This window comes from Mycobacterium sp. Dal123C01, assembly GCF_052566995.1.
The window spans coordinates 3,072,679-3,096,988 of record NZ_CP199580.1 but is presented as its reverse complement, the minus strand read 5'-3'; the positions used below and the strand labels follow the sequence as shown (position 1 = coordinate 3,096,988).

23 protein-coding genes are annotated in these 24,310 nt (G+C 65.1%); 14 read left to right on the top strand and 9 right to left on the bottom strand.

Going from position 1 to position 24,310, the window contains the following annotated elements; genetic code table 11:
• Positions 1-34: 34 nt before the first annotated feature.
• From ACTXG5_RS14765 to ACTXG5_RS14755, 3 genes are read right to left on the bottom strand one after another with little or no spacing between them, the layout of a single operon-like run.
• Positions 35-1,282: a glutamate-5-semialdehyde dehydrogenase gene (locus ACTXG5_RS14765; protein ID WP_445159527.1), complete on the bottom strand. Its 1,248-nt coding sequence runs from the start codon at positions 1,280-1,282 to the stop codon at positions 35-37.
• Positions 1,283-1,340: 58 nt separating this feature from the next.
• Complete coding sequence (locus ACTXG5_RS14760; protein WP_445159526.1) at positions 1,341-2,744, bottom strand: mechanosensitive ion channel domain-containing protein; 1,404 nt, start codon at positions 2,742-2,744, stop codon at positions 1,341-1,343.
• Positions 2,744-4,810: an adenylate/guanylate cyclase domain-containing protein gene (locus ACTXG5_RS14755; protein WP_445164421.1), complete on the bottom strand. Its 2,067-nt coding sequence runs from the start codon at positions 4,808-4,810 to the stop codon at positions 2,744-2,746. Before ACTXG5_RS14755 ends, ACTXG5_RS14760 begins: the two co-directional genes overlap by 1 nt.
• Positions 4,811-5,097: 287 nt before the next feature.
• Here ACTXG5_RS14755 and ACTXG5_RS14750 point away from each other — a divergent pair, with 287 nt between their 5' ends.
• Together ACTXG5_RS14750 and ACTXG5_RS14745 are read left to right on the top strand one after the other, a co-directional pair.
• Positions 5,098-5,979, top strand: coding sequence for a ribokinase (locus tag ACTXG5_RS14750; protein WP_445159525.1), 882 nt, complete (start codon positions 5,098-5,100; stop codon positions 5,977-5,979).
• Positions 5,976-6,581 carry a methyltransferase family protein gene (locus ACTXG5_RS14745; RefSeq protein ID WP_445159524.1) on the top strand — a complete coding sequence of 202 codons (606 nt, stop codon included), beginning with the start codon at positions 5,976-5,978 and terminating at the stop codon, positions 6,579-6,581. The genes ACTXG5_RS14750 and ACTXG5_RS14745 overlap by 4 nt, the downstream gene beginning before the upstream one ends.
• Here the strand turns inward: ACTXG5_RS14745 and ACTXG5_RS14740 are convergent.
• Positions 6,578-7,393, bottom strand: a complete 816-nt coding sequence (locus ACTXG5_RS14740) for a GntR family transcriptional regulator (RefSeq protein WP_445159523.1) — start codon at positions 7,391-7,393, stop codon at positions 6,578-6,580. The genes ACTXG5_RS14745 and ACTXG5_RS14740 overlap by 4 nt on opposite strands.
• An 80-nt stretch (positions 7,394-7,473) precedes the next feature.
• Here ACTXG5_RS14740 and ACTXG5_RS14735 point away from each other — a divergent pair, with 80 nt between their 5' ends.
• The 6 genes from ACTXG5_RS14735 (at position 7,474) to ACTXG5_RS14710 (ending at position 12,746) form a co-directional block, all read left to right on the top strand.
• Positions 7,474-8,904 carry an MmgE/PrpD family protein gene (locus tag ACTXG5_RS14735; RefSeq protein ID WP_445159522.1) on the top strand — a complete coding sequence of 477 codons (1,431 nt, stop codon included), beginning with the start codon at positions 7,474-7,476 and terminating at the stop codon, positions 8,902-8,904.
• An 11-nt stretch (positions 8,905-8,915) separates the two neighbouring features.
• Entirely contained in the window at positions 8,916-9,818 is a 903-nt protein-coding gene (locus ACTXG5_RS14730) for an isocitrate lyase/PEP mutase family protein (protein ID WP_445159521.1), read from the top strand.
• Positions 9,809-11,056, top strand: a complete 1,248-nt coding sequence (locus ACTXG5_RS14725) for a 3-isopropylmalate dehydratase large subunit (protein WP_445159520.1) — start codon at positions 9,809-9,811, stop codon at positions 11,054-11,056. The genes ACTXG5_RS14730 and ACTXG5_RS14725 overlap by 10 nt, the downstream gene beginning before the upstream one ends.
• Complete coding sequence (locus tag ACTXG5_RS14720) at positions 11,053-11,613, top strand: LeuD/DmdB family oxidoreductase small subunit (RefSeq protein WP_445159519.1); 561 nt, start codon at positions 11,053-11,055, stop codon at positions 11,611-11,613. Before ACTXG5_RS14725 ends, ACTXG5_RS14720 begins: the two co-directional genes overlap by 4 nt.
• Positions 11,613-12,158 carry a YbhB/YbcL family Raf kinase inhibitor-like protein gene (locus tag ACTXG5_RS14715; RefSeq protein WP_445159518.1) on the top strand — a complete coding sequence of 182 codons (546 nt, stop codon included), beginning with the start codon at positions 11,613-11,615 and terminating at the stop codon, positions 12,156-12,158. The genes ACTXG5_RS14720 and ACTXG5_RS14715 overlap by 1 nt, the downstream gene beginning before the upstream one ends.
• A 180-nt stretch (positions 12,159-12,338) precedes the next feature.
• Entirely contained in the window at positions 12,339-12,746 is a 408-nt protein-coding gene (locus ACTXG5_RS14710; protein ID WP_445159517.1) for a hypothetical protein, read from the top strand.
• A gap of 185 nt (positions 12,747-12,931) precedes the next feature.
• Here ACTXG5_RS14710 and ACTXG5_RS14705 read toward each other — a convergent pair whose 3' ends face one another.
• A complete protein-coding gene (locus ACTXG5_RS14705) occupies positions 12,932-14,974 on the bottom strand; it encodes an NAD(+) synthase (protein WP_445159516.1) in 2,043 nt (680 codons plus the stop codon).
• A 58-nt stretch (positions 14,975-15,032) separates the two neighbouring features.
• Here ACTXG5_RS14705 and ACTXG5_RS14700 point away from each other — a divergent pair, with 58 nt between their 5' ends.
• Together ACTXG5_RS14700 and ACTXG5_RS14695 are read left to right on the top strand one after the other, a co-directional pair.
• Positions 15,033-15,581: a cysteine hydrolase family protein gene (locus tag ACTXG5_RS14700; protein WP_445159515.1), complete on the top strand. Its 549-nt coding sequence runs from the start codon at positions 15,033-15,035 to the stop codon at positions 15,579-15,581.
• Between the two features lie 9 nt (positions 15,582-15,590).
• Positions 15,591-15,986 (top strand): hypothetical protein, encoded by a 396-nt coding sequence (locus ACTXG5_RS14695; RefSeq protein WP_445159514.1) that lies wholly within the window; start codon positions 15,591-15,593, stop codon positions 15,984-15,986.
• Positions 15,987-16,182: 196 nt separating this feature from the next.
• Here the strand turns inward: ACTXG5_RS14695 and ACTXG5_RS14690 are convergent, their stop codons facing one another.
• Positions 16,183-16,545 (bottom strand): hypothetical protein, encoded by a 363-nt coding sequence (locus ACTXG5_RS14690; RefSeq protein ID WP_445159513.1) that lies wholly within the window; start codon positions 16,543-16,545, stop codon positions 16,183-16,185.
• 305 nt (positions 16,546-16,850) lie between these two features.
• Here ACTXG5_RS14690 and ACTXG5_RS14685 point away from each other — a divergent pair, with 305 nt between their 5' ends.
• The 3 genes from ACTXG5_RS14685 (at position 16,851) to ACTXG5_RS14675 (ending at position 19,714) form a co-directional block, all read left to right on the top strand.
• Complete coding sequence (locus ACTXG5_RS14685; RefSeq protein WP_445159512.1) at positions 16,851-17,351, top strand: CHAP domain-containing protein; 501 nt, start codon at positions 16,851-16,853, stop codon at positions 17,349-17,351.
• Between the two features lie 134 nt (positions 17,352-17,485).
• Complete coding sequence (locus ACTXG5_RS14680) at positions 17,486-18,223, top strand: alpha/beta fold hydrolase (protein ID WP_445159511.1); 738 nt, start codon at positions 17,486-17,488, stop codon at positions 18,221-18,223.
• A 645-nt stretch (positions 18,224-18,868) separates the two neighbouring features.
• On the top strand, positions 18,869-19,714 hold the full coding sequence (locus tag ACTXG5_RS14675; protein WP_445159510.1) for an NAD-dependent protein deacetylase: 846 nt from the start codon (positions 18,869-18,871) through the stop codon (positions 19,712-19,714).
• Here ACTXG5_RS14675 and ACTXG5_RS14670 read toward each other — a convergent pair.
• Positions 19,711-20,979 carry a cytochrome P450 gene (locus ACTXG5_RS14670; RefSeq protein ID WP_445159509.1) on the bottom strand — a complete coding sequence of 423 codons (1,269 nt, stop codon included), beginning with the start codon at positions 20,977-20,979 and terminating at the stop codon, positions 19,711-19,713. The two genes, ACTXG5_RS14675 and ACTXG5_RS14670, sit on opposite strands and share 4 nt — an antisense overlap.
• Before the next feature lie 106 nt (positions 20,980-21,085).
• Here ACTXG5_RS14670 and ACTXG5_RS14665 point away from each other — a divergent pair, with 106 nt between their 5' ends.
• Positions 21,086-21,736: a TetR/AcrR family transcriptional regulator gene (locus ACTXG5_RS14665; protein ID WP_445159508.1), complete on the top strand. Its 651-nt coding sequence runs from the start codon at positions 21,086-21,088 to the stop codon at positions 21,734-21,736.
• A gap of 4 nt (positions 21,737-21,740) precedes the next feature.
• Here the strand turns inward: ACTXG5_RS14665 and proB are convergent, their stop codons facing one another.
• A complete protein-coding gene (gene proB / locus ACTXG5_RS14660) occupies positions 21,741-22,844 on the bottom strand; it encodes a glutamate 5-kinase (protein ID WP_445159507.1) in 1,104 nt (367 codons plus the stop codon).
• The gene (gene obgE / locus ACTXG5_RS14655) at positions 22,841-24,283 is read right to left on the bottom strand and encodes a GTPase ObgE (RefSeq protein WP_445159506.1); all 1,443 of its coding nucleotides are present in this window, start codon (positions 24,281-24,283) and stop codon (positions 22,841-22,843) included. The genes proB and obgE overlap by 4 nt, the downstream gene beginning before the upstream one ends.
• Between the last annotated feature and the right edge of the window lie 27 nt (positions 24,284-24,310).

Sequence of the window (24,310 nt, the reverse complement as noted above, 5' to 3'; positions counted from 1 at the left end):
TCGGGTTCTCCTAAAGCACTTTTGGTGGGCCGGGTCAGGCGGGACGAACCTGGCCGTCTCCCCACGCGATCCATTTGGTCGAGGTCAGTTCCGGCAAACCCATCGGGCCGCGGGCATGCAGCTTCTGGGTCGAGATGCCGATCTCGGCGCCGAAACCAAATTGCTCGCCGTCGGTAAACCCGGTCGATGCGTTGACCATCACCGCGGCCGCGTCGACGCCGTCGGCAAACCGTTGTGCCGCAGCCATATTGCTGGTCACAATGGCCTCGGTGTGTCCGGTGCCGTATTCGTTGATGTGGGCGATCGCGCCTTCGACGCCGTCGACCACCGCCACCGCGATGTCCATCGACAGGTATTCGCGGCGCAGGTTGTCGTCGTCGGGGTCGAGGTGCACCGTCACACCGGCGTCTTGCAGGGCCGCCACCAGCCGGGGCACCGCGTTTCCGGCAATCGCGGAGTCCACCAACAGCGTCTCGGCGGCGTTGCACACACTCGGTCGCCGGGTCTTGGAGTTCAGCAGAATCCGTTCTGCCACATCCAGGTCGGCTCCGGTGTCCACGTAGACGTGACAGTTGCCGACGCCGGTCTCAATGGTGGGCACCTGCGCGTCGCGGACCACCGCGTCGATCAGGCTCGCTCCCCCGCGTGGGATCACCACGTCGACCAGACCGCGAGCCTGGATCAGGTGCGTGACCGTGGACCGGTCGTCGGCCGATAGCAGCTGGACCGCGTCGGCGGGCAGGTCTTCGGTGACCAGCGAAGCCCGCAGCACCTCGACCAGCGCCTGGTTGGAGCGGGCCGCCGACGAACTGCCGCGCAGCAGCACGGCGTTGCCCGACTTGAGCGCCAACCCGAAAGCGTCCACGGTGACATTGGGCCGGCCCTCGTAAATGATGCCGATCACGCCGAGCGGAACCCGCTGCTGACGCAACTGCAGCCCATTGGGCAGGGTGTAACCGCGCAGCACCTCGCCGACCGGGTCGGGCAGCCCCGCAACCTGGCGCAGACCAGCGGCGATTCCGTCCACGCGCTCGGGGTCCAACGCCAACCGGTCGAGCATCGCGTTCGGCGTCCCGGTGGCCCGAGCGGCCTTCAGATCTTCGGCGTTGGCCGCCAGGATCAGCCGGGTGCTGGCCGTGATCGCCGCAGCCGCGGAATGCAGCGCCTGGTCCTTGGCCACCGTCGGCAACAACGCCAGCGCGCGGGACGCGGCCCGGGCGCGACGGGCGGCGTTGTGGACCTCCTGACGCAAGTCAGGACGCGATGGTGCTTGCAGACTCATTGATCCAGGGTAACGGGCTTGAGCTGGCCAAGTGAGGCGGCCCGTGCCACGGTCAGCCTCAACCTACCCGCTCACCGCGTTCGGCCAGCCGCACTTTGCTCTGCCGCTCTTCAAGGATGTTGCCAAAGTCCTGCAGCAGCAACGGTTCACGCATCACCAGATTCTCGAGGTGTTCGCGATCGATCTCCAACGCGGTGACCTCTTCCAGCGCATATGCGCTCGCCAAATTGGGTTGACGGGTCAGTGTGGTCAGCCCCAGGAATGAGCCCTCCTCCAACGTGCTGATCGGCACGACCGACCCGTCCTCGGCCGTGGCCATCATCCGCACCCTCCCGGCAACGATAAAAGTCATCCCCGGGGGCACTTGACCGGCGTATTCCACGACTTCGTCAGCGCCATAGCGGACGATGCGCGCACTCGAATACAGCGACTGCTGATCGGCGATGCCGAGCCGCATTACCGGCGCCACCACGGTGCGCAACGCGTGCTGCACACGCTCCCGCGTCGAGTAGTCGTCATCGGTGTCGTCGAGGTGCAGTTCCTCCCGCCGCGAGGCGTACCAGATCCACCGCAAAAATGTCGCTCGCGCCGCGCCGTCGTCGGCCGGTGAGAGCAACCCAATGCTCGTCGAGTACTCGCCGCCCCCGGTGGGGACCGAGCGCGGCACGGTGCCGGCCTTGAGCTGCGGCAGCGAGCTGGCGACACGCGAGAGCAGCGCGCACACCTGGTCGGGCGCATCGGCGGTCGAGAACGTGGTCTTCATCGTCAATTTGTGCGTGCCCGGCGGACGGCTCAGATTCGTGAACGAGGTGCCGGCCAACACCGAGTTCGGGGTGATCCGCATTCCGGTGCCGGTCTGGATGTGCACGGCACGCCAGTTCACCTCGACGACCCGTCCGCGCTCAGTGGACGTGTCGAGCCAATCGTTGATACGGAAAGGCTGTTCGAACAACATGAACAGGCCCGACACGACCTGGCCGACCGAGTTCTGCAGCATTAAACCGATGACGACCGACCCCACGCCCAACGCGGTGAACAGGCCGCCGACCCGGACACCCCAGATGAAGGACAGGATCAACGTCACACCGACGCCGATCAGGGCGAATCGGGCGACATCAAGGAAGATCGTCGGTAATCGTTTGCGCCAGCTGTCTTCGGGAGCGCCTTGGAACACCGTGGCGTTGAGGCCGGAAAGCAACAACACCAACACCAACACCCCAAGCACCGTGCTCAGGATTCGCACCAGGCCGTCTCCGGCCGAGATCTGGACGGCGTTGACAAGCAACAGCAAAAGTGCGCCCAGTGGCAGCAGGAAATTGCGCAGCAGTCCTACCTGCCTGGCCAGCCGGCTATTTCTGCGAACCAGAGTGTGGTGCAACTCGGTGAGCAGGATTACCCCGACCGGAAATCCCAGCGCAACACCAACGGCCCAGTAGAACCAGGAGGAGTGGAAGGTGTTCATCAGCGCTCCGACAGCCGATAGATTGCCTGATCAATTCCGCCGACCGAAATCGTGCCGGCCGGCGTGAACTGCCGCACGTCCTGCGTCGCCTCGTATACCTGCGAAGTGACATAGACGCCGGGCTGCGGTGCGCCACTGTGCATTTGGTAGGCCAGACTTACCGCGGCGCCCCACATGTCGTAGACAAGGCTCGATCGGCCCACCAGCCCACTGACGACGTTGCCGGTATTGATACCGACTCGAAGCCGAAGCTCGTGGCCGGTTTGACCGTTGAACCGATCGATGATCTGGCGCATTTCGAGGGCGAACTCAACGCTTCGGTGGATGCTGTCCAATCGCGGAGTCACTACCCCGCAGCTGGCGAGATAACCATTGTGGAAGGTACGAATCCGCTCTACGCCAAGGGCTTCGGCCGCCGCATCAAATTGCCGGAACAGATCGTCGACGATTTCGATGAGTTCGTCGCCGGACAGTTCGGTGGAGATCTCATCGAGCCCAACGATGTCGGCGAAGATGATGGTGACATCCTGATGCTTTTGCGAGATGGTCTCCTGACCCTCCCGATATCGTTGCGCCACCGACTCAGGCATCAGCGCCAGCAATAGGCGGTTGTTTTCCTTGCGCTGCTCGGCGAGCAACTCATCCTTGATCGCCAGATTTCGGCTCATCTCGTTGAAAGCCGCGGTGAGATCACCGATTTCGTCGCGCGACGTCACCGGGATGCTGACTTCGTAGTCGCCAGAACTGATCTTCTGCGTGCCGGCCTGCAGCCTGCGGACCGGTCGCAACATCACCTGCGCAAGCAGCATCGCGGCGACGCATACCGTGAAAATCATCGCCGAGACGCCAACGATCAGTGTTTTGCTGAACCGGCCGAGCCGCGCGAAGGCAGCTGAGTCGTCACGTGTCACGAGAAGCGACCAATGCAGATCGGAATTCGGCACGTTCAACGGGGTAAAGGATTGCATCTCCTTGTTACCCGTGTAGTCGGTGCCGGTGACGGTTCCGCTCTGGCCGCGTTGGGCGGCACGCACCCCCGCGCCCGGCACCGGCTGCACCAGGATCGTGGTGCCCAGCTGGATCGCCCTGTTCACGTCGTCGGGCGGAGTTCCCGCGGCGATGGCCTCGCGCCGATACTCCTGCGGGTCTTCCAGGAATAGGCGTGAATCGGAACGCATCAAATTGTCGGGGCCCACCAAATACGACTCGGTCGATGAGCCCATGCCAGCGGCTTCCCACTGTTTGTCGGCGGTCATGATCCTGTTGATCTTCGGGGTCGGCAGTGGCCACGCCATCACGCCGTCAATTTTTCCGTTCAGACCGATCGGCGACACCACCCATCCGGTGGGGGCGGCCAGTGCCGGCTGATACGACTGGAAGTCGCTGATCCAGACGTAGTCTACGTCGTTGGAGCGCAAGGCTTTTTGGTATGCATCGCGCAGCTTGGATTCGCGATAAGGACCAGTGAGAATATTTGTGCCGAGGTCGGGGCCCTTGTCCACGGTATAGACGACGTTGCCCTGCGTATCCAGCAACAGCACGTCCCGATAGTCGAAGCGGGTGACAATTCCGCGCATGTAGAAGTCGAAGCGGGCATTCGCCGCCGACCAGGCGCTGCCGTCGCCGGCATCGGTAACGGGCAACGCGTCCGCGCTCGCCCTCGGGGGTGCGGTGTAGTACGCCTGAACGTACTTCTGCGCGTTGGAACTCGGCATTACCGCGTTGATATCGACGGACTCGCCGGTGATCCGCTTGAGCGGTTTGATCATGTCGCTGTCGTAGTAGTTCACCAGCGACTGCTGCTGGGCCGGAGTGATCGTCGTGTTGGCCAACTGGTTGAAGCCTGCGGTGAACGACTCCAATGCCTGAACAATGCTGAAGCCGCCGCTGTAGATGATCAGCGAATTCGTCATTTGCCGGAAAAGCGCCTCCAACTCGCGCTTCTGCGACTCACGCAATTCGGTCAGCCGGTCAGCCTCGACTTGCCGCAGCGCGTTGCGCCCGGTGACGGCCCCGATGATGCCAACCACCGACACCGACAAGATGCTGCAGATCAACAGCGTCATCAACAGCTTGGACTGGATCCCGACCCGAATAAAACGCCGACGGTGAGCCTTCGGGGTCTTGTGAATCTCGCTGTGTTGAGCCGACGCCTCCTGACCCGAGGCGGATTCTGGATCGGTTTTGAAGGCCGGTTCGGCGTCGGTTCGGTCGCTCGATCTCAACGCAGCCCACTTTCCCCGATCCAGCATCGCTAACGCAGCAGACTAGCGCGCGGACATCAAGATATTGGCGTTTGCGCCGTTCGACCCGAAGGCCAAAATGCAGGGCAGACGCGACTAACGTCGGCAAGATGGCACGGGTATGTGTGGTGGGCAGCGTGAACATGGACATCACGTGCGACGTCGAGGCCCTGCCACGCCCGGGCGAGACGGTGCTCGCGTCGTCATTGAGTTACGCGCCCGGCGGCAAGGGTGGCAACCAGGCCGTGGCCGCGGCACGCGCGGGGGCGCGCGTGCAATTCGTCGGCGCGGTCGGCGACGACGCCGCGGCCGAACCGTTGCGGACGCATCTGTCGGCCAATGGGGTCGGACTGGACGCGACGGTCGCGGTGCCCGGCCCCAGTGGCACCGCGATCATCGTCGTCGATGCCGGTGCGGAGAACACCATCGTGGTGGCGCCGGGCGCCAACGGGCAATTGAACCTGACCACGGCCGCCACCCGCACGGTCGTCGCCGACTGCGATGTGTTGTTGACCCAGTTGGAGATTCCCCTCGCTACCGCGGTGGCCGCGGCGCGCGAGGCCAAAACGGCCGGAGCGGTCGTCATGGTCAACGCCTCACCGGGCGGCCAGGACCCAAGCGCGCTGGCCGAACTGGCGGAGCTCGCCGACGTGGTGATCGCCAACGAAGCCGAAGCCGAGAAATGGCCTTGGCGGCCAACGCACTTGGTGACCACGCTGGGTGCCCGCGGCGCCCGCTGCGTCAGTCCCGACGACGAGTTCTGGGTACCCGCGCCAGCGGTCAAAGCGGTCGATACCACCGGCGCCGGTGACGTTTTCGCCGGAGTGCTGGCAGCCAACTGGCCACGCGACCCGGGTTCGCGGGCCGAGCGACTGGCCGCGTTGCAGCGGGCCTGCACCGCGGGCGCGCTGGCGACACTGGTAGCGGGCGCCGGCGACTGCGCACCGGACGCCGAGGCCATCGCCGCGGCACTGCCCGGGCGCACCGCATGAACGCCGCCGGCAGTGCCCTGGCGCTCTTCGCGGTTTTCGGGGTGCTCGGATTCGGTTGGCGCAGTTGGCTACAGTACCGGCGCACCGGGTCCTCTGGCTTTCGCGGAATCAGCGGTGGGGTAACGGAATGGATCGCCGGCGCGAGCTTTGCCGTCGCGCTGGTGGTCGCGGTGAGCGCACCAATCCTGCAGCTGTACAACGTCGTTGCGCCGTTGAGCGCGTTGAGCGCCGTCTGGATCCAAATCGCCGGGATCGCGATCGCCGTGGCCGGCATTGCGGCGACGGTGTACGCCCAACTCCAGATGGGTGATTCCTGGCGGATCGGGGTTGACGAACGGGAGCACACCCCGCTGGTACACACCGGCGTCTTCGGGCGGGTGCGCAACCCGATCTACACCGCCATGTTCGCGTTTGGCCTCGGGATCGCACTGGTGACGCCGAATCCTGTTGCCTGCGCCGGCTTTATCCTGCTCGTCATCACGATCGAGCTGCAGGTGCGCCGTGTCGAGGAGCCACACCTGTCGCGAACTCATGGCGATGAATATCGGGCCTACGCGGCCACCGTGGGCCGTTTCATCCCCGGTGTCGGACTGATTCGTTAGCGCGAGTCGCGACGCACGTCGTGGGCGATGGTCACGCCGAAGGCGGCGTCCAGTTCGTCCACCGTCTGATTCAGCAGCACCCGGCTGCGGTTGGGCGACATCAGGACCGACAGCTGATGATGCGGCGTGTCGGCCACGAATACCAGGCGGTTGACGCGCAGCAACGCGGCGCCGATCGCCGTGTCGAGGAGCTCGGCGTTGCGCGGGCCGGCGATCTCCGCGGTGAATTCGTGTCGCACCCGATCCGCCACCACCCCGGCATCCGAGAGCAACTCGTAGAGCGGCGCCCGGTGCAGCGCCGACTCGGTCAACGTGTCGGTGAGCTGCGCCGGGAGCCAGACATCGGTCACCATCAACGGCTCGCCGGTTCTGCGCTGCCGGCGCACCCGCACGATGTGCAGTAGCTCCTCGGATGTCTCGAGCGCTTCGGCGATGGCCCTTGGTGGGCGTCGCACGCCGCGTTCGACTATGTCGACCTCGGTTTCGAATTGCGTCTGTCGCAGCCCTTCCAGGTACGACCGCCCTCCTGACGACACATGCGCCGGATCATGCTGGCGCACAAAGGAACCGACGCCATGCCTGCGCTCGATATACCCCTGTTCGGCCAGGTCCGACAATGCCCGGCGGACCGTGATGCGCGATACTCCGAATTGATCGCACAGCGTCTGTTCGGTGGGCAATGCGTCACCGGGAGCGACAACACCCCGGTCGATCTCGTCGTGCAGCACCAAGTAGAGCTGGCGGTGCAACGGCACTCCGGACACGGTGGACACCTGCCCGGCCTTCGCGCTGGTCTCGCCCACGGTGGTCATGTTTCCACATCGCCTCCCTTGCGCTCTCGAGGATCAATTGTTATATGTATATAACAACTGATCGATTTTGGGGAGATCCGATGACCGCGGTACAGCAGCAGGCCGCCACAGATCCGGCGGGCCCGACCGGGCGATTGGCGACCTGGGTCGCCGACCTCAGGCTCGACGACGTTCCGCACGCCGTGGTCGAACGGGCGAAATATCTGCTCCTCGACGGTCTGGGTTGCGCCCTGGTCGGAGCCCAATTGCCGTGGTCGCGGGTCGCCACCGACGCGGTCCTTGGGCTGGAGGGACCCGGCAACACCGTGGTCATCGGCACCGGGCAGACCACCGGCGCACCCGCGGCCGCGGTGCTCAACGGCACGTTCATCCAGGGCTTCGAGCTCGACGACTTCCATCCCCTGGCGCCGCTGCACAGCTGCGCACTGCTCATCCCGGCGCTGCTCTCGACGGCGTCGGTACGGCCGCACCCGACGACGGGTGCCGAATTCCTGCTCGGGGCGATCGCCGGCTTCGAAGTGGGTCCGCGCGTCGGCTACACGTTGCACGGAACGCAGATGCTCGACCGTGGCTGGCATTCGGGGGCGGTCTTCGGCACACATTCGGCGGCCATGGCGTCGGGCAAGCTGCGCGGTCTGCCCCCGGCCCAGCTCGAAGACGCCCTCGGCTTGGCCGGCACCCAGTCGGCGGGGCTGATGGCCGCGCAGTACGAGGCGATGAGCAAGCGCATGCACCACGGCCTGGCGGCGCGCAACGGCTTCTACGCGGCCGGTCTTGCCGCGGCCGGCTATACCGGCATCAAGCGGGTGTTCGAGCGCGAATATGGCGGATTTCTCAGTGTTTTCGGTGAGGGCCACGACCCCGATGCCGCATCGCTGACCGCCCAGCTCGGCCAGCGATGGGAGACCACGTTCATCATGGTCAAGTCCTACGCCGCGATGGGCGGCTTGCACGGGGCCATCGACGCGGCCAGAAAGTTGCGGAGTTCGGTTGCACCCGAAGATATCTCGAAGGTCGACATCACCGTCGGCGAGACCGTTTACAAGCACGGTTGGTGGGTTCCGGAGCGCCCGCTGACCCCGATCGGCGCACAGATGAATATCGGGTACGCCACCGCGGCCGCGCTTCTCGACGGCAACGTCCTGACCGAACAATTCACCCCGGCGCGGCTCGACTCCGACGACATCTGGTCGCTGATCGCGAACACGTCGGTGCATCTCGACGCAGCACTGACCAACGCGCCGATCACCGAGCGGTTTCGCACCGATGTCGCGGTGACCACCCGTGACGGCGCCGTGCATCACGCTCGCGTCGACGTGCCGCATGGCGCACCCACCGACCCGGTCACCAACGCCGAACTGGTCGCGAAATTCCATTCCCTGGCCGACCGGGTAACCAGTCGGGGACGCGCCGACGCGATCGAGCGGGCGATCGTCGGTCTCGAAGACCTGGACGACACCCACGACCTGATAGATGTGCTCGCCGCGCCGGTCTCGGGCGCCCTGGACTGAAAAGGACTGCTATGGCTACCACTGGAACGATTAAGGCCCGGCAACGGCTGCGAGAGTTGTTGGACGCCCGCGAACTCATCATCGCCCCAGGGGTTTTCGACGGTATCTCCGCACAACTGACCAAACGCACCGGCCACGTAGCGGCGTATATGACCGGCGCGGGCGTGGCCGCCTCGGGGTTCGGCCTACCCGACATCGGGCTGGTCACCGCGACCGAAATGGCCGACCGGGTCCGGATGATCACCGGCGCGTTGGGCGATATCCCACTGATCGCCGACGCCGACACCGGTTACGGCGCACCGATGAACGTGGTACGCACCGTCCGCTCCTACGAGGCGGCCGGGGTCGCCGCAATCCAGTTGGAAGACCAGGTGTTTCCCAAGCGCTGCGGCCATCTACCGGACAAGCAGGTGGTCGACGCCGCGGTGTTCGAACAGACGCTGGCAGCCGCGCTGGACGCCAGGTCCGACGACGACCTGCTCGTCGTGGCCCGCACCGACGCCCGCGCCCCGCTCGGGCTGGACGCCGCGATCGAGCGGGCCAATCGTTACGCCGATGCTGGCGCAGACGTCATCTTCGTCGAGGCACCACAAGACGAGCAGGAGATCGAGCGCATCGGGCGCGAGGTCGACGCTCCCCTGCTGATCAATCTGGTGCTGGGCGGGCTGACCCCGCTGGAATCGGCGTCCCGGCTGCAGGAGTTGGGTTACGCGATCGCGATCCACCCGAGCAATCTGCTGATGCAGGCGACTTTCGGTATGCTGCAAAGCCTTTGCCAGCTCAATGGCAGCTCAGAAGAAGAGGCCGCCACCCATCTGCCCACCAGCCCCGCCGATTTCTTCAACCTGGTCGGCATGGCCGAGTGGCTGGAGCTGGACACCAAGTACGCGCGTAAGGACCCCTCATGGGCATGACCATCATCGAAAAGATCTTCGCGCGCAAAGCCGGCATGGACTCGGTGTCGCCGGGCGACACCGTCGTCGTCGACGTCGATATGACCGTGCTGATCGATCTGCAGTTCGCCACCATGTGGATCCAGCCCAACCGGATCCATGACCCGGACAAGCTGGCGGTCGTCATGGACCACGCGGTGCCCGCACCAACCATCAAGGACGCCGCCGGCGGCCCCCATGCCCGCAAATTCGTCGCCGATTTCGGCATCGAACGCTTCTACGACGTCGGCCGGCACGGTATCTGCCATCAGGTCATCGCCGAGAACGGCCTGGCCCGACCGGGAGAAGTATTGGCCTGCACCGACTCCCACACCTGCGCCGCGGGTGCCTACAACACCGCTGCCCGCGGCTTGGGCCCCGCCGAGGTGTACTCGATCATGTGCACCGGCACCACCTGGTTCCACATCGCGCCGACGGTCCGCTATGAACTCGACGGCGTCATGCCAAACGCGGTGAGCGGCAAGGACATCTTCTTGCACATCGCCGACAAGTACGGCGACGCCGCCAACCTGAACCTGGAATTCGGCGGCCCGGCCCTGGCCGGAATCCCGATGCACGACCGGCGCACCATCGCGACCCAGGGCGCCGAAGTCTCGGCCGATTTCTGCACCTTTGAAGCCGACGACGTATTGGCCCGATTCCTCGACGACGCCGGCGCCACCGGATATACCCCGGCGGCACCGGATCACGACGCCAGCTACCACGACGTCCGACACATCGACCTCGGCGCCCTGGAACCCTACGTGGCGCGGCCGGGCACCGTCAGCCGCAACGGGCTGCCCGTCTCCCAGCTGGGCAGGCAGAAGGTGGACCAGGCGTTCATCGGGTCGTGCGCGAATGGCCAACTGGAGGATCTCGAAATCGCCGCACAACTGCTGCGCGGCAAGACAGTTGCGCCGGGGGTGCGGCTACTGGTCACGCCCGCCTCGCAGGCCGTGTACCGGCAAGCGATGCGGCTGGGCTACCTCCAGGACATCGCCGATGCGGGTGGCGTCGTCACCAACTCAACCTGCGGCGCGTGTTTCGGCTATCACATGGGTGTGATCGGGCCCGGCGAGGTGTGCATCACGTCCAGCACCCGCAACTTCACCGGACGCATGGGCAGCACCGAGGCCGAGATCTTCATGGCCTCACCGGCGACCGTCGCCGCCTCGGCGATCACCGGATACATCACCGACCCGAGGAGCGTGACGGCATGACGGTGACCTTCTCCGGCAAGGTCTGGGTGTTCGGCGACAACCTCAACACCGACGCCATGTACCCCGCCTTCGCGATGAAAATGGATCCGTCCGAAGCGGCCAAACACATCTTCTACGAGGTCCGTCCGGGTTGGACCGACCAGGTTTCACCGGGCGATATCGTGCTGGCCGGCAAGAACTTCGGGCTCGGATCGTCGCGCCCGGTCGCCTCCCTTTTCATTGAGCTCGGCGTCGCCGGGCTCGTCGCCGAGGAGTTCAACTCGTTGTTTTTCCGCAACGCCGTGAACGCCGGACTGCCGGCTATCACGGTGCCCAACGCCACCAGCGTGTTCGGCGAGGGCGATACCGGAATCTTCAACCTGACCGAGGGCAGCTGGCGCAATGACAGCAGCGGAGAGTCGGGGACGGTACCCACGCTGCCCGACCTGATCCTCGAGATCATCGAGAGCGGCGGCGTCATGCCCCGGCTGGCCGCGCAGGGGTACCTGCCGGCCGAACTCGGCGATCTGCTGCGCTCGAGCGCGGTCGCCATGCGCGGCGCCGGAAGCGGCGCGTGATGGCGCTACTCGGAAGGCTTCTGCGTAGTGTCCGCGCCGGTGTACAGCGAAGCCCGTTGTCCGGCAGCGGCTTTGCCGCACCCGAGTCCATCACGGTCACCAGCATGGCGTTCGCCGACGGCGGCGCGATGCCGTCGTCCAGTGCGGGTAAGGGTGCCGGCGACAACATCTCTCCGCCGTTGCACTGGGAGGGGCTGCCTCCCGGGACCCGGCAGACGGTCCTGATCATCGACGACGTCGACGTTCCGCTGCCCCGACCACTGCTGCATACGGTCGCGGTCATCGAACCGACGCTCGAAGGCGTCGCGGCGGGCGCGTTGCGGCCGGAAACGGCGGGAATACGGTTTGTCCGGGCGGATTTGGGTCACCGCGGCTATGCCGGCCCGCGACCGATTCCCGGCCACGGGCCGCATCGCTACCGCTTCCACGTGTTCGCGATCGACAACCCGATTCCCCACGATGTCAGCACCGCGAAGGCCCTGCTGGCCGCGATGGCCGGGCATGTGCTGGCCCGCGGCACGCTGACCGGCAGCTACGAACGCTAGTCGTCCGTGATCGCGCCGGACTCCGGGGCCACGCTGCCCCGTGTCTGACCTGCGGTTGGCAGTAATTGGCAGCGTCCGGTGTCGATCTGGCAGTGGTTTCCGAGCAACGTCAGTGGCGTGACTACACCCGACCGTCAAGCCGCGTCGGGCATCGGTGCCAACCACTGAGAAAGGAACCTCATGTCCGCCACCACTCTTGACCGCAAAGGTACCCGCGACGGTTTGCTTCGCCTCGCGATGCGCGCCGACGCCGCTATCAGCGGCCTGGCCGGCGTGGCCGGCGTGCCGCTGGCCGGCTACCTGGCCACGGTCTCAGGCACGACGAAGGCGTTCGAGTACGGCATGGCCGCGTTCTTGATCAGTTATGGCGTGATCGTGTTCTGGCTGGCCACGCTGCCGTCGGTGCGCCGCGTCGGCATGGCCGTCGTCCTCGGCAATCTGCTCTACACGGTGGCCGCCGTCGTTCTGGTGCTCACCGATGTCTTCCCGTTGACCGCCACCGGTGTGGTTGTCACTTTGGGATCTGGCATCTACACGCTGTTCTTCGCCGAGCTGCAATACCAGGGCTGGCGCCGCGCGAGGGCATAACCCGTTGTCGCTCGGGCCCGCTCGGCAATGCTGGGGCGGGCTTCGGGCGGCGTTAGTCTTCGGGCACCTCGCGCTCGCTCAGCACCCCCCGTGGACGAGCCTAACGCCACTGCGAATTCGCGCACCTTTTTTCGCAGTGGCGTTAGGCTCGCGCGAGGTGCCCCAGCTCGCGGCTTCGGGCGGCGTTAGTCTTCGGGCACCTCGCGCTCGATCTCGTCGAGCCAGATACGCGCGGACATGTCCGACGGCGCGCGCCAGTCCCCGCGCGGCGACAACGCGCCGCCGTGGGACACCTTGGGGCCGTTGGGCAATGCCGAGCGTTTGAACTGACTGAACGAGTAGAACCGCTGCACGAAGATCTGCAGCCAGTGCCGGATCTCCTTGAGCGGATAGGCCGGCCGCTTGTCCTCGGGGAATCCCACCGGCCAACCGCCACGCTCGGGATCGCTCCACGCATGCCAGGCCAGGAACGCGATCTTCGACGGCCGGAATCCGTAGCGCAGCACATGGAACAGCGAAAAGTCCTGCAGAGCAAAGGGTCCAACCTTCGCCTCGCTGCGCTGCAGCTCTTCGTCCTCACCGGTGGGAATGAGTTCGGGAGTGATCTCGGTATCGAGCACCGACCGCAGTACCTCGTCGACGTCCGACTCGAATTGCCCCGACGCGATGACCCAGCGAATCAGATGCTGAATCAGAGTCTTGGGTACCCCAGCGTTGACGTTGTAGTGCGACATCTGGTCGCCGACGCCGTATGTCGACCATCCCAGGCCCAGCTCGGAGAGATCGCCGGTACCCAGCACGATGCCTCCGCGCTGATTGGCCAGCCGGAACAGGTAGTCGGTGCGCAGGCCTGCCTGGACGTTCTCGAAGGTGACGTCGTAGACCTTCTCGCCCCGGGAGAACGGATGATCCATCTCCTTGAGCATCAGCGCTGCGGTGTCGCGGATATCGATCTCGGCGAAGGTCACGCCGAGCGCGCGGCACAGCTCGATCGCATTGCGTTTGGTGCGCTCGCCAGTGGCGAAGCCCGGCAACGTGAACGCCAGAATGTCGCTGCGCGGCCGGTTCTCGCGGTCCATCGCGCGGGCGGCGACGATCAGCGCATGCGTGGAGTCCAGCCCACCGGACACCCCGATCACGACTTTAGGAAAATTCAGCGCACGCAACCGCTGCTCGAGGCCCGACACCTGGATGTTGTACGCCTCATAGCAATCGTGTTCCAGCCGTTGCGGATCGGCAGGCACGAACGGAAAGCGCTCGACCGTTCGCCGCAGGCCGATGTCGCCGGCGGGCGGATCGAGCCGGAACTCGATGCGCCGGAACGACTCCGCCAACGGCCGGTGATGACGCCGGTTGTCGTCAAAGGTGCCCATCCGCAGCCGCTCTGAGCGCAGCAGCCCGGTGTCGACGTCGGCGACCGAACGACGCTCCCCCTTGGGGAAGCGCTCGGATTCGGCTAGTAGTACGCCGTTTTCGAAGATCATGGTCTGTCCGTCCCAGGCCAGATCGGTCGTCGATTCGCCCTCCCCCGCGGCGGCATAAACATAGGCGGCCAGGCATCGCGACGACGCCGAGCGAGCGAGCAGGCGGCGGTCCTCGGCCCGCCCGATCGTGATCGGGCTGCCGGACAGGTTCGCCAACACCGTCGCACCGGCCAACGCCGCTTCCGCACTCGGCGGGATCGGCACGAACATGTCCTCGCAGATTTCGACGTGCAGCACGAAATCGGGAAGATCGGTTGCCGCGAACAGCAGATCGGGGCCGAAAGGCGCCTGGATGTCGCCGATCCGGATGATGCCGCGCTCGTCGTCACCGGGCGCGAGCTGGCGGCGCTCGTAGAACTCCCGATAGGTGGGCAGATACGACTTGGGCACCACCCCGAGAACCACACCGCGGTGGATGACGACCGCGGTGTTGTAGATGCGCTGCCGGTAGCGCAGCGGGGCGCCGATGACCAGGACGGGCAGCAGATCGACCGAGTTGGCGACGACGTCGGCAAGCGCGGCTTCGACGTCGTCGAGCAGGAGGTCTTGCAGGACGATGTCCTCGATGGAGTACCCGGACAGCGTCAGTTCCGGGAAGACGGCCACGGCGACGCCGTCGTCGTGGCACTCGCCGGCCAAGCCCAACACCGACGCAGCATTGGCCGCCGGGTCGCCGAGCGTGGTGTGGTGCGTACACGCGGCGACGCGGACAAAGCCCTGGCTGTAGCTGTTGTAGAAGTCCATCGCCCTTCCATTGTCGCGCAAGCAGTGTCAACAAGTATTCGCCGGGTATCACCCCAGCATGAGTAATACCGCAGTCTTGGTGGTCGACATGTTGAATAGTTATGAGCATCCCGACGCCGAAGTACTGATACCCAATGTCGAGAAAATCATCGATCCGCTGGCCGATCTGGTCCGTCGCGCACATGAATCCGACGATGTTGACCTGATTTATGTCAACGACAACTACGGCGACTTCACCGCCGAGTTCGGCGACCTCGTCGAATCAGCATGCGACGGTGAACGTCCTGACTTGGTGGAGCCGATCGTGCCGAGGGAGGGTAGCCGGGTGCTGACCAAGGTGCGCCACAGTGCGTTCTATGCGACGCCGCTGGCGTACCTACTCAATCGTCTCGACACCGAGCGGCTGATCCTGACCGGCCAGGTCACCGAGCAGTGCATCCTCTACAGCGCGCTCGATGCCTACGTGCGCCATCTGCAGGTCGTGGTTCCGACGGATGCCGTCGCCCACATCGACCAAGAACTCGGCGCGGCGGCGCTGAAGATGATGGAGCAAAACATGTCGGCCGAGCTGACGACGGCGGCGGACTGCCTGGATCAGCCCCGTTAGGCTGAATTCATGACCGTGACGGAGCTCATTGATGTCGAGCTGACCGACGATGAACGTCTGCTTCTTTCCCATGGCCTCAACGAATACGGGGGGTCTATTCAATATAAGCCCGTGATGACCCGAGCTCTGGGTCTGCAAGACCGCGCAACCTTTTATGCCCTGATCGAACGCCTGCTGACCGCCATCGGGCAAAAGCAACCGTTGTCCAAGCTCGATTGGGCGCGGACGGTCTTTCTTACCGAAGTTTCCTGGGCGAGCACCTTGGTTGGCTCTGGCCTCGACTTCGCAACCAACTTCCGCGACGAAACGGCCGCTCCGCTCCTCCGCTCTATCCAGTGGAAGATCAATCGTCACGGTATCGAAGGAAGCTTGCTGCTCGCCGAGCATGCTGACGAGCACGGCTAATCAGACTGCCTTCGCGGGTTAGACTGCCTGGCTGGTAACAGTTGGCAGGCCAAGGTGATTCAGCGTCCCTCCGGCTTTGCAACGGATGCAAGAGACGCGCACCGCGACGGCAACCGCATGCATCCAGGCCCTCTTCCCGATCTTGGGAGAAAACCAACCGTGGGAAAGTCCCCGTGACTTCGAATAGGGACCGCCGCTAAACGTATTCGCCGAGCGAAATCACCAGCGTCTCAGCGGGTGTGGACATATCGACGTAATAGTGGCCCTTACCAGGGTGCTGACTCATATCCGTCAGCAACTCGATAACTTCTTGCGCCTTGGCGCCGCCGAGGCGCCACACGACCGTGTCGTCTTCGTCGTGGAACTCAATGTCTGCCGCGCTGCCCTCGATGAGGAACTCGTGAATCGTTCCGTCGAGGTCTAGCCGCGACGCCCCCACTTGCTCTGCTTGAGTCAGCGCTGCGAGGTAGGTACTCACCCCGTCGGTATCTAAGGCCAACAACACCGCATCCTCGCCAAAGTAGAAGCCCTCAGCGAGGCCTACACGGACCAGTGTCATGCCTGCATGGTTGCTCACCGTCGAATGGGATCGCAATCAATGACCGGATGTTTCGTCCGGGATGTCAACAACGTATCTCACCGAACCGACGACAAATCTGGTCCAACTTCGAGCGCAATCAGCGTCACGATCACCTGATCGTGCGCTGACTGTTGCCAGCGCTGCTGTGGTCCCTTTCACCCGGGAGCCGACGTTGTGAAACGAATCCTGGTCTCGCGGCGATAACAGGAAGGTAACGGGTTGGTGGGCCAGCGCCTCGGCTGCGGGTCCCCCAGACATACCGCCGGGTCAGCGAGGGGAGGCGAATGAAGGCAAACGGCATTGTGGCCGCCTTCGCCGTGGGCAGCGCGCTCTCGCTGGGCCCATCGATGGCTACGGCACCGGCCAACGGGGATCCAGCAGCGGATTTGACGGTGGGCCGCACGATCGACCACAACCCACTCAGCGATTACGAGGGCTACTGCACCTGGGGTGCCCAAGAACAGATACACGCCCATACCGGCTACTACATCAAAGCGCTCACCGGAAATGCCGAAACCTGGGTGAATCAAGCCGAAGCGGCAGGCTGGACGGTAGTGGGTGACGCACAGCCCCATTCGGTCGCCGTCTTCAGCAGCTCGCTCGTCGGGGGCGTCGGACACGTCGCCTGGGTCGATGCGGTCAGCGGCAGGGCCATCACCATCACCGAAATGAACAGCGGCTACGGGGCCACCGCCGCCAACGGATACCACACCTCGGGCTTCCACGAATTCGACACCCGAACCGTCGAAGCTGTCCCGGGGATCAGCTACATCCTGATCCCCTGACTGGTCGCACCGCGAGGGACAACATACGAGCGTCCCGAAACTCGGTGTCGTATTCTTCGCGAACACTTGGACTCTGCAGGGTTGTCTGGCTTTACTATCCGTTTGGCGCGTACGGCGTCGAAGGAGGCCTTGCCATGGCGCTGCCCGCTTTGGTCCTTGTGCACGGGGGCGGGCTCGCCGCCGATTCTTGGGGACTCACCGTCGATGAAATCCACCGGCTGGCACCGGAGTTAACCGTGCTTGCCCTCGACATGCCGGGACGGCGGAACAAGCCAGGAGACCTGAGGGAGATGACCATCGCCGACTTTGTCGACTCGCTCGTCGGCGACATCGAGTGCGCCGGGTTGGAGGACGTCGTCCTCGTCGGTCATTCGATAGGAGGTATGACGCTGCCAGGAATGGCCACCAAGCTTGGCGCGGCGCGGGTACGCGAAATGATCTTCGCCGCCGCATTCCTTCCTCCCGAAGGCGCATCCCTTGTGGACAGCTTGCCGTGGGTCCTCGCGAGAATCGCGCGCCGCGTCGCAACGAGAGGCATGCCGAGCGAGACGCCAAGATGGCTAGCGCGATTCGCGTACTTGAACGCAATTCCCTTGCGTCGCCGCCGATTCATGACCGGCAAGCTCTACGCGGAATCACTTCGCATCCTCACAGAGAATGTGTCTCGGCGAGGAATGCTTGACGACATTCCGCGCACCTGGATTCTGACCCTGCGGGATCGCGCCATCGCGCCGAAGTTGCAACGCAGGAGTATTGAAGCACTCGGCGGAGTCCAGACGCTCATCGCGGTCGATACGTGTCACTGCCTCATGGTCGGCGAGCCGGAACGGCTGGCCGAGATTCTCGTTGAACGCTGCCGGCTGTACGTGTAGCCCTGATAGTCGACTTCGTCGAGTCGTGAATGCCCCATTCGCAATACCAGATTCGAGAGTCTCAACGCATTGGCTCACAAGGGATTAACTGGAATCGTGGCTATCAACGACGTTAAGCGTGACGTCGTGGGCCGGACGCTCCACCAACGGCCTGTGGATCGCGTTGGTCGGTCAGATATCCGTTGAACGCTCGGCCTAACTCGTTTTACGGTTGCTTTACCTAAATAGGCGTACGGTTAGGATACGGATCCACGGCAGACCAAGGTCGGACCGGAAGAGAAGATTCCTCCTCTCGGCTGTGGCGCCCAGCACGAGCGCTAGGCACCCACGCGAAGCAAGGCCCATCAACTGGGCACTGCGCGGCGGGCTTGCGTCAACGGGCAAACTGCCCCCTGACGCCGAGGCCACATTTCACCGCGCCATCATGCACGCTTGGTAACCAAGTATTGGTGCTTCGGACGGCGCTCCTTTTCGTCAGGAACGCCGTCCGACTTCGTGTATGCCGAACTCCCGGGCCGGTGGCGGTCTGCTCGCCCAAGCACGCACTCTGCGTACTGGGTGCTCAGGCCTGCCCTGCTCGGTCTCGAAACAGACGACGTACGAGTCATGACCGAAGGTAGGCACTAGACCCGTACTCTCGAATACGTGACTAGCGGACCCGAATCCCCGGAACTTGTCGCGGTGTTGGCCGGACGCCGGGTCGCGGTGCTGACGGGTGCCGGGATTTCCACCGACTCGGGCATTCCCGACTACCGCGGACCTGACTCACCGCCGAGCAACCCGATGACCATCCGCCAGTTCACCTCGGATGCCGTTTTCCGGCAGCGGTATTGGGCGCGCAACCACGTCGGCTGGCGGCACATGGATGACACGCAGCCCAATGCCGGGCACCGGGCGCTGGCCGCGCTGGAGCACGCCGGGGTGGTGACGGGTGTGATCACCCAGAACGTCGACCTGCTGCATACCAAGGCCGGCAGCGGCAACGTGATCAATCTGCACGGCACCTACGCGCAAGTGGTCTGCCTGAGCTGCGGGCACACCATGAGCCGCGACGCGCTGGCCGAAAAGCTCGAGGCACTCAACCCCGATTTCATCGAGCACGCCGAGGCGATCGGTGGGCTGGCGGTGGCTCCCGACGCCGACGCCGTCGTCGCCGATACCACGTCGTTCCGCTATCTCGACTGTCCGCGCTGCGCCGGCATGCTCAAACCCGATATCGTTTACTTCGGCGAGAGCGTGCCCAAAGATACTGTGGCCCAGTCCTACTCACTAATCGATGAAGCGGAAGCGCTGCTGGTCGCGGGCTCGTCGCTGACCGTATACTCCGGCTACCGGTTCGTGCGGCACGCCGCCGCGCTCGGCATCCCGGTTGCCATCGTCAACCGCGGCCCCACCCGCGGTGATGATCTGGCCACGGTCAAAGTCGACGGCGGTTGCTCCGAATTGTTGGTGCTGCTTTCCGACGAGCTGGCACCGCTGGCCTTGCGCTAGAACGTGCAGGGCAGGCTGCGAACGGCGTGCACGAAGTTACCCGCCACGTACGTGGGATCGCCCGCCTGGATGTCCGGGAGCTGGCGCAGCAGTTCACCGAAGATCGCGCGCAGCTGCGCGCGTGCCACGTGGGCGCCGAGGCAGAAATGCACTCCGCCACCACCGAAGCCGAGATGGGGATTGGGGCTACGGCTCAGGTCGAATCGGTCCGGATGATCGAATGCCTCGCCGTCCCAGTTCCCGGACGCATAGAACATCACCACCTTCTCCCCCGCGGTGATGGTCTGGCTCCCGAGCTCGAAATCGGTTGCCGCCGTACGGCGGAAGGTCATGACCGGCGTCGCCCAACGAACGAACTCCTCGACCGCCGTACTGATGCGGTTGTCGTAATCTGCTAGCAGCCAGTCTCTTTGGGCCGGGAAGTCGGTGAGCGCTTTCATGGTGTGGCTCATCGTCTGGCGGGTGGTGTCGTTGCCCGCCACGGACAGCAACACGAAGAAAGCGGCCACCTCCGCGTCGGTCAGCCGGTCACCGTCCACCTCGGCATGCACCAGGCTGCTGATCAGGTCGTCACCCGGATTCTGGCGCCGATCGGCGGCGAGAGTCCCGACGAGTTGGTGCAGATAAATCTGGTTTTCGAGGATGACTTCCAACGCGGGACGCCCGTTGAGGAAGTCGGGATCGCCCCACGACACCAACGCGTCGCTGGCATGTGCCATCCGCTCACGCTCGGATTCCGGTATCCCCACCATGTCCGACAGCGTGCGGATGGGTAACTCCTTGGCACAGTGATCGACGAAATCCGCACCGCTACCGGCCGCGTGCAGCTCTTCGACGATGGCCTTGGCATTCGCCTGGACCGATTCCTCGATGCGGCGCACCTGCCGTGGCGTGAAGGCAGCGTGGGCGAGCTTGCGCAACTTGGTATGCCTCGGCGGGTCCATCGACAGGAACGACTGCGACGCCTCTAGGAGCTCCACCGGAACGCTCTCGAACATCACGCCCTTGCCGGACAGGAACACCTCGTTGTTGCGGCTGACCGTGACGATGTCCGCGCGCCGGGTGACCGCCCAATAGCCGGGATCGTCGGGATCGGGCATCAAGGAGTCCTCGACCGGCGGATGCCAGCTCACCGGGCGCTCAGCCCGCAGCACCGCAAACGAGCGTTCGCGCTCGGCGGCCGTCGTGGACCAAAACGCGCGCGAGGACAAATCAATCGCGTCGTAGGCACGGGGACGGCTCGAGCGCCCGGTCATTACTGCCATCGTTGGTCCTCCATCACACGTGACCGCCAGCCATAAAACTGCGTCGAACAATATGCCTAGACACTATGTCTAGTCAATATGTTGAATGGTCGGTTATGCTCGGCAAATGCCGTCGGTGACCCGCAGGCCGCAGCCCAAGCGCGAGTACACGCGCCAGCAGCGGCTTGAGGAGATGGAGCGCCGGCTGCTCGACGCCACCGAGCGGTTGATGCGCGGCGGTGCCAGTTTCACCGAGCTCAGCGTGGACCGGCTGTCGACCGAGGCCGGCATCTCGCGAGCCAGCTTCTACATCTACTTCGAGGACAAAGGCCACCTGCTGCGCCGGCTCGCCGGACAGGTATTCGCCGATCTCGCCGAGAGCGCGGATCGCTGGTGGAGCGTGGCGGGGCGGCACGATCCTGCCGACGTCCGCGCGGCGATGACGGGCCTCGTGGCCAGCTACCGCCGCCATCAGCCGGTGCTCGTCGCGCTGAACGAGATGGCCGCCTACGACCCGGTGGTCGGCGCGACCTACGGCAATCTGTTGATCGCCATCACCGGCCGATTGACCCGCGTCATCGAAAACGGCCAGGCCGACGGCTCGATCCGCCCCGAATTGCCCGCGGCCACCACCGCCAGCGCCCTGACCTGGATGGTCGAGCGGTCATGCCAGCAGAACCTTCCGGGCGCGCCGAGCTCCTACGATGCCGAACTGGGTGCGACGCTGGCTGAAATCATCTGGGCCACTTTGTATCTCAAGGCACAGCCGACGCGCTGATGCGTTATACGGCGACCAGGTCGTCGGCATGCACCGCGGGCCGGCGCAGCTCGCCGGGCAACTCCGAGGTCGACCGGCCGATCATGGTCGTGAGTTCGCCGGCGTCGTAGGCGACCACGCCACGGGCCACCACGGTCGTGTCCGGTCCGCGTAATTCGACGACATCCCCGCCGTAGAACCGGCCCGATACCGCGGTGATGCCCGCGGCCAGCAGCGAGCGGCGTTGCTCCACTACAGCGCGCACCGCACCCGCATCCAGGGTCAGTGTGCCGCTCGACTCGGCGGCATAGCGCACCCAGAACCGGCGGGCCGACATCCGCACGGGCCGAGCGGCAAAGACAGTCCCCGACGTTGCGTCGGAGAGCGCCGTCGCGGCATCCGAAGCCGCGGCCAGCAGTACCGGCACCCCGGCGTCGGCGGCCAGTAGCGCCGAGGACATCTTCGACGCCATCCCCCCGGTGCCCAGCTCGCTGCCCGGGCCGGCCACCACACCGACGAGATCCGACGACGCGGCGACCTCGGGAATGAAGCGCGCCCCCTTGGTCTTTCGTGGATCGGTGTCGTAGAGGCCATCGATGTCGGAGAGCAGCACCAGCGCCTCGGCGCCGACCAGATGGGCCACCAGCGCGGAAAGGCGATCGTTGTCGCCGAATCGAATCTCGTTGGTGGCCACCGTGTCGTTTTCGTTGACGATCGCCACCGCGTGCAGCGCGCGCAGCCGGTCCAGGGTGCGCTGGGCGTTGGTGTGCTGGGCCCGCATCGAAATGTCGTGCGCGCTGAGCAACACCTGCCCGACCGTGCGCCCGTAGGGGGCGAAGGCCGCACTCCACGAGTTCACCAGCGCGACCTGACCCACACTGGCCGCGGCCTGCTTGGTCGCCAGATCCTTTGGGCGACGGGATAATCCGAGCGGCTCGATGCCGGCGGCGATGGCGCCCGAGGACACGATGACGACATCGGTGCCCGCCTTCATCCGCGCCTCGATCGCATCGGCCAGCCCGGCCAGCCCGCCGGCGTCGAATACCCCGGACGGTGTGGTCAGCGCATTGGTTCCGATCTTGACGACCAGACTGCGTGCGGTGCGGATGGTTTCGCGATGGGCGCTCACGACTCGTCACCGTGTTCGCGGCGCCGACGTCGAGCGGCCTTGCGCTCGTCGGCGCCGATGCGGTCGTTGCGTTCCAGCCGCAGGTCGGTACCGCGGCCGGTCATCGTGACGTCGACCCCCGCCGGCGTCTGCGGCTCCCAGTCAAACGTCATGTCACCGATGGTCACCGCGCACCCGGGTTTGGCACCCAGCCGTAGCAGCTCCTCTTCGACGCCAAGGCGGGCAAGGCGATCCGCGAGGTAGCCAACGGCCTCGTCGTTGGTGAAATCGGTCTGGCCGATCCAGCGCCGGGGGCGGGCACCGGTGACGACGAAACCGCCCTCCCCGTCGGACTCGACGCTGAAACCGCTGTCGTCGACGGGCACCGGGCGAATCACCGGCCGCCGAGGTGCGGCTTTCGGCTGCGCGGCGTTGTAAGCCTCGATAATCTTCCACAGCCCAAAGATCAACGGCTGCAATCCCTCCCGGGTTGCCGTCGACACCAGGAACACCGGCCAGCCACGCTCGGCGACCTCGTCGCGGACGAACTCGGCGAGTTCACGCGCCTCCGGGACATCAATCTTGTTGAGCACCACCGCCCGTGGCCGCTCGGCCAGGTCAACCAACGCCACATCCCCCTGCAGGGTCGGCGTATATGCGGCGAGTTCGGCTTCCAGAGCGTCGATGTCGGAGATCGGGTCACGGCCCGGGTCGGCGGTGGCGCAGTCGACAACATGCACCAGCACCGCGCACCGCTCGATGTGCCGCAGGAAATCCAGCCCCAGGCCGCGGCCCTCGGACGCGCCCGGGATCAAGCCCGGCACGTCGGCGACGGTGAACGATTGCTCGCCGGCCGAAACCACGCCCAGATTGGGAACGAGCGTGGTGAACGGGTAGTCGGCGATCTTCGGTTTGGCCGCCGAGATCACCGATACCAGCGAGGACTTTCCCGCAGAGGGAAACCCGACCAGCCCGGCATCGGCGACGGTTTTGAGCTCGAGGGTGAGGTCGCGGGCCTGGCCGGGCTCGCCCAGCAGGGCGAAGCCGGGCGCCTTGCGGGCGCGAGACGCGAGCGCCGCGTTGCCCAGCCCGCCGCGGCCACCGGCGGCGGCGTCGAAGCGGGTGCCCGCACCGACCAAATCGGCCAGCAGCCGGCCGTTTTCGTCCAGGACGACGGTGCCGTCGGGGACCTTGACTTCCAGGTCCGTACCGGCGGCGCCGTCACGGTTGTTGCCCATCCCCTGCTTACCGGCCGATGCGGTGACGTGCGGACGGAAATGGAAGTCCAGCAGGGTGTGTACCGCGGGGTCGACGACGAAGACGATGCTGCCGCCGCGGCCGCCATTGCCGCCATCGGGGCCGCCGAGCGGCTTGAATTTCTCGCGGTGGACCGAAGCGCAGCCGTTACCGCCGGAACCCGCCCGGGCGTGGATGACGACTTGATCGACAAACCGAGGCATCGGGGGTCCTCTCACCCATCGAGCGTG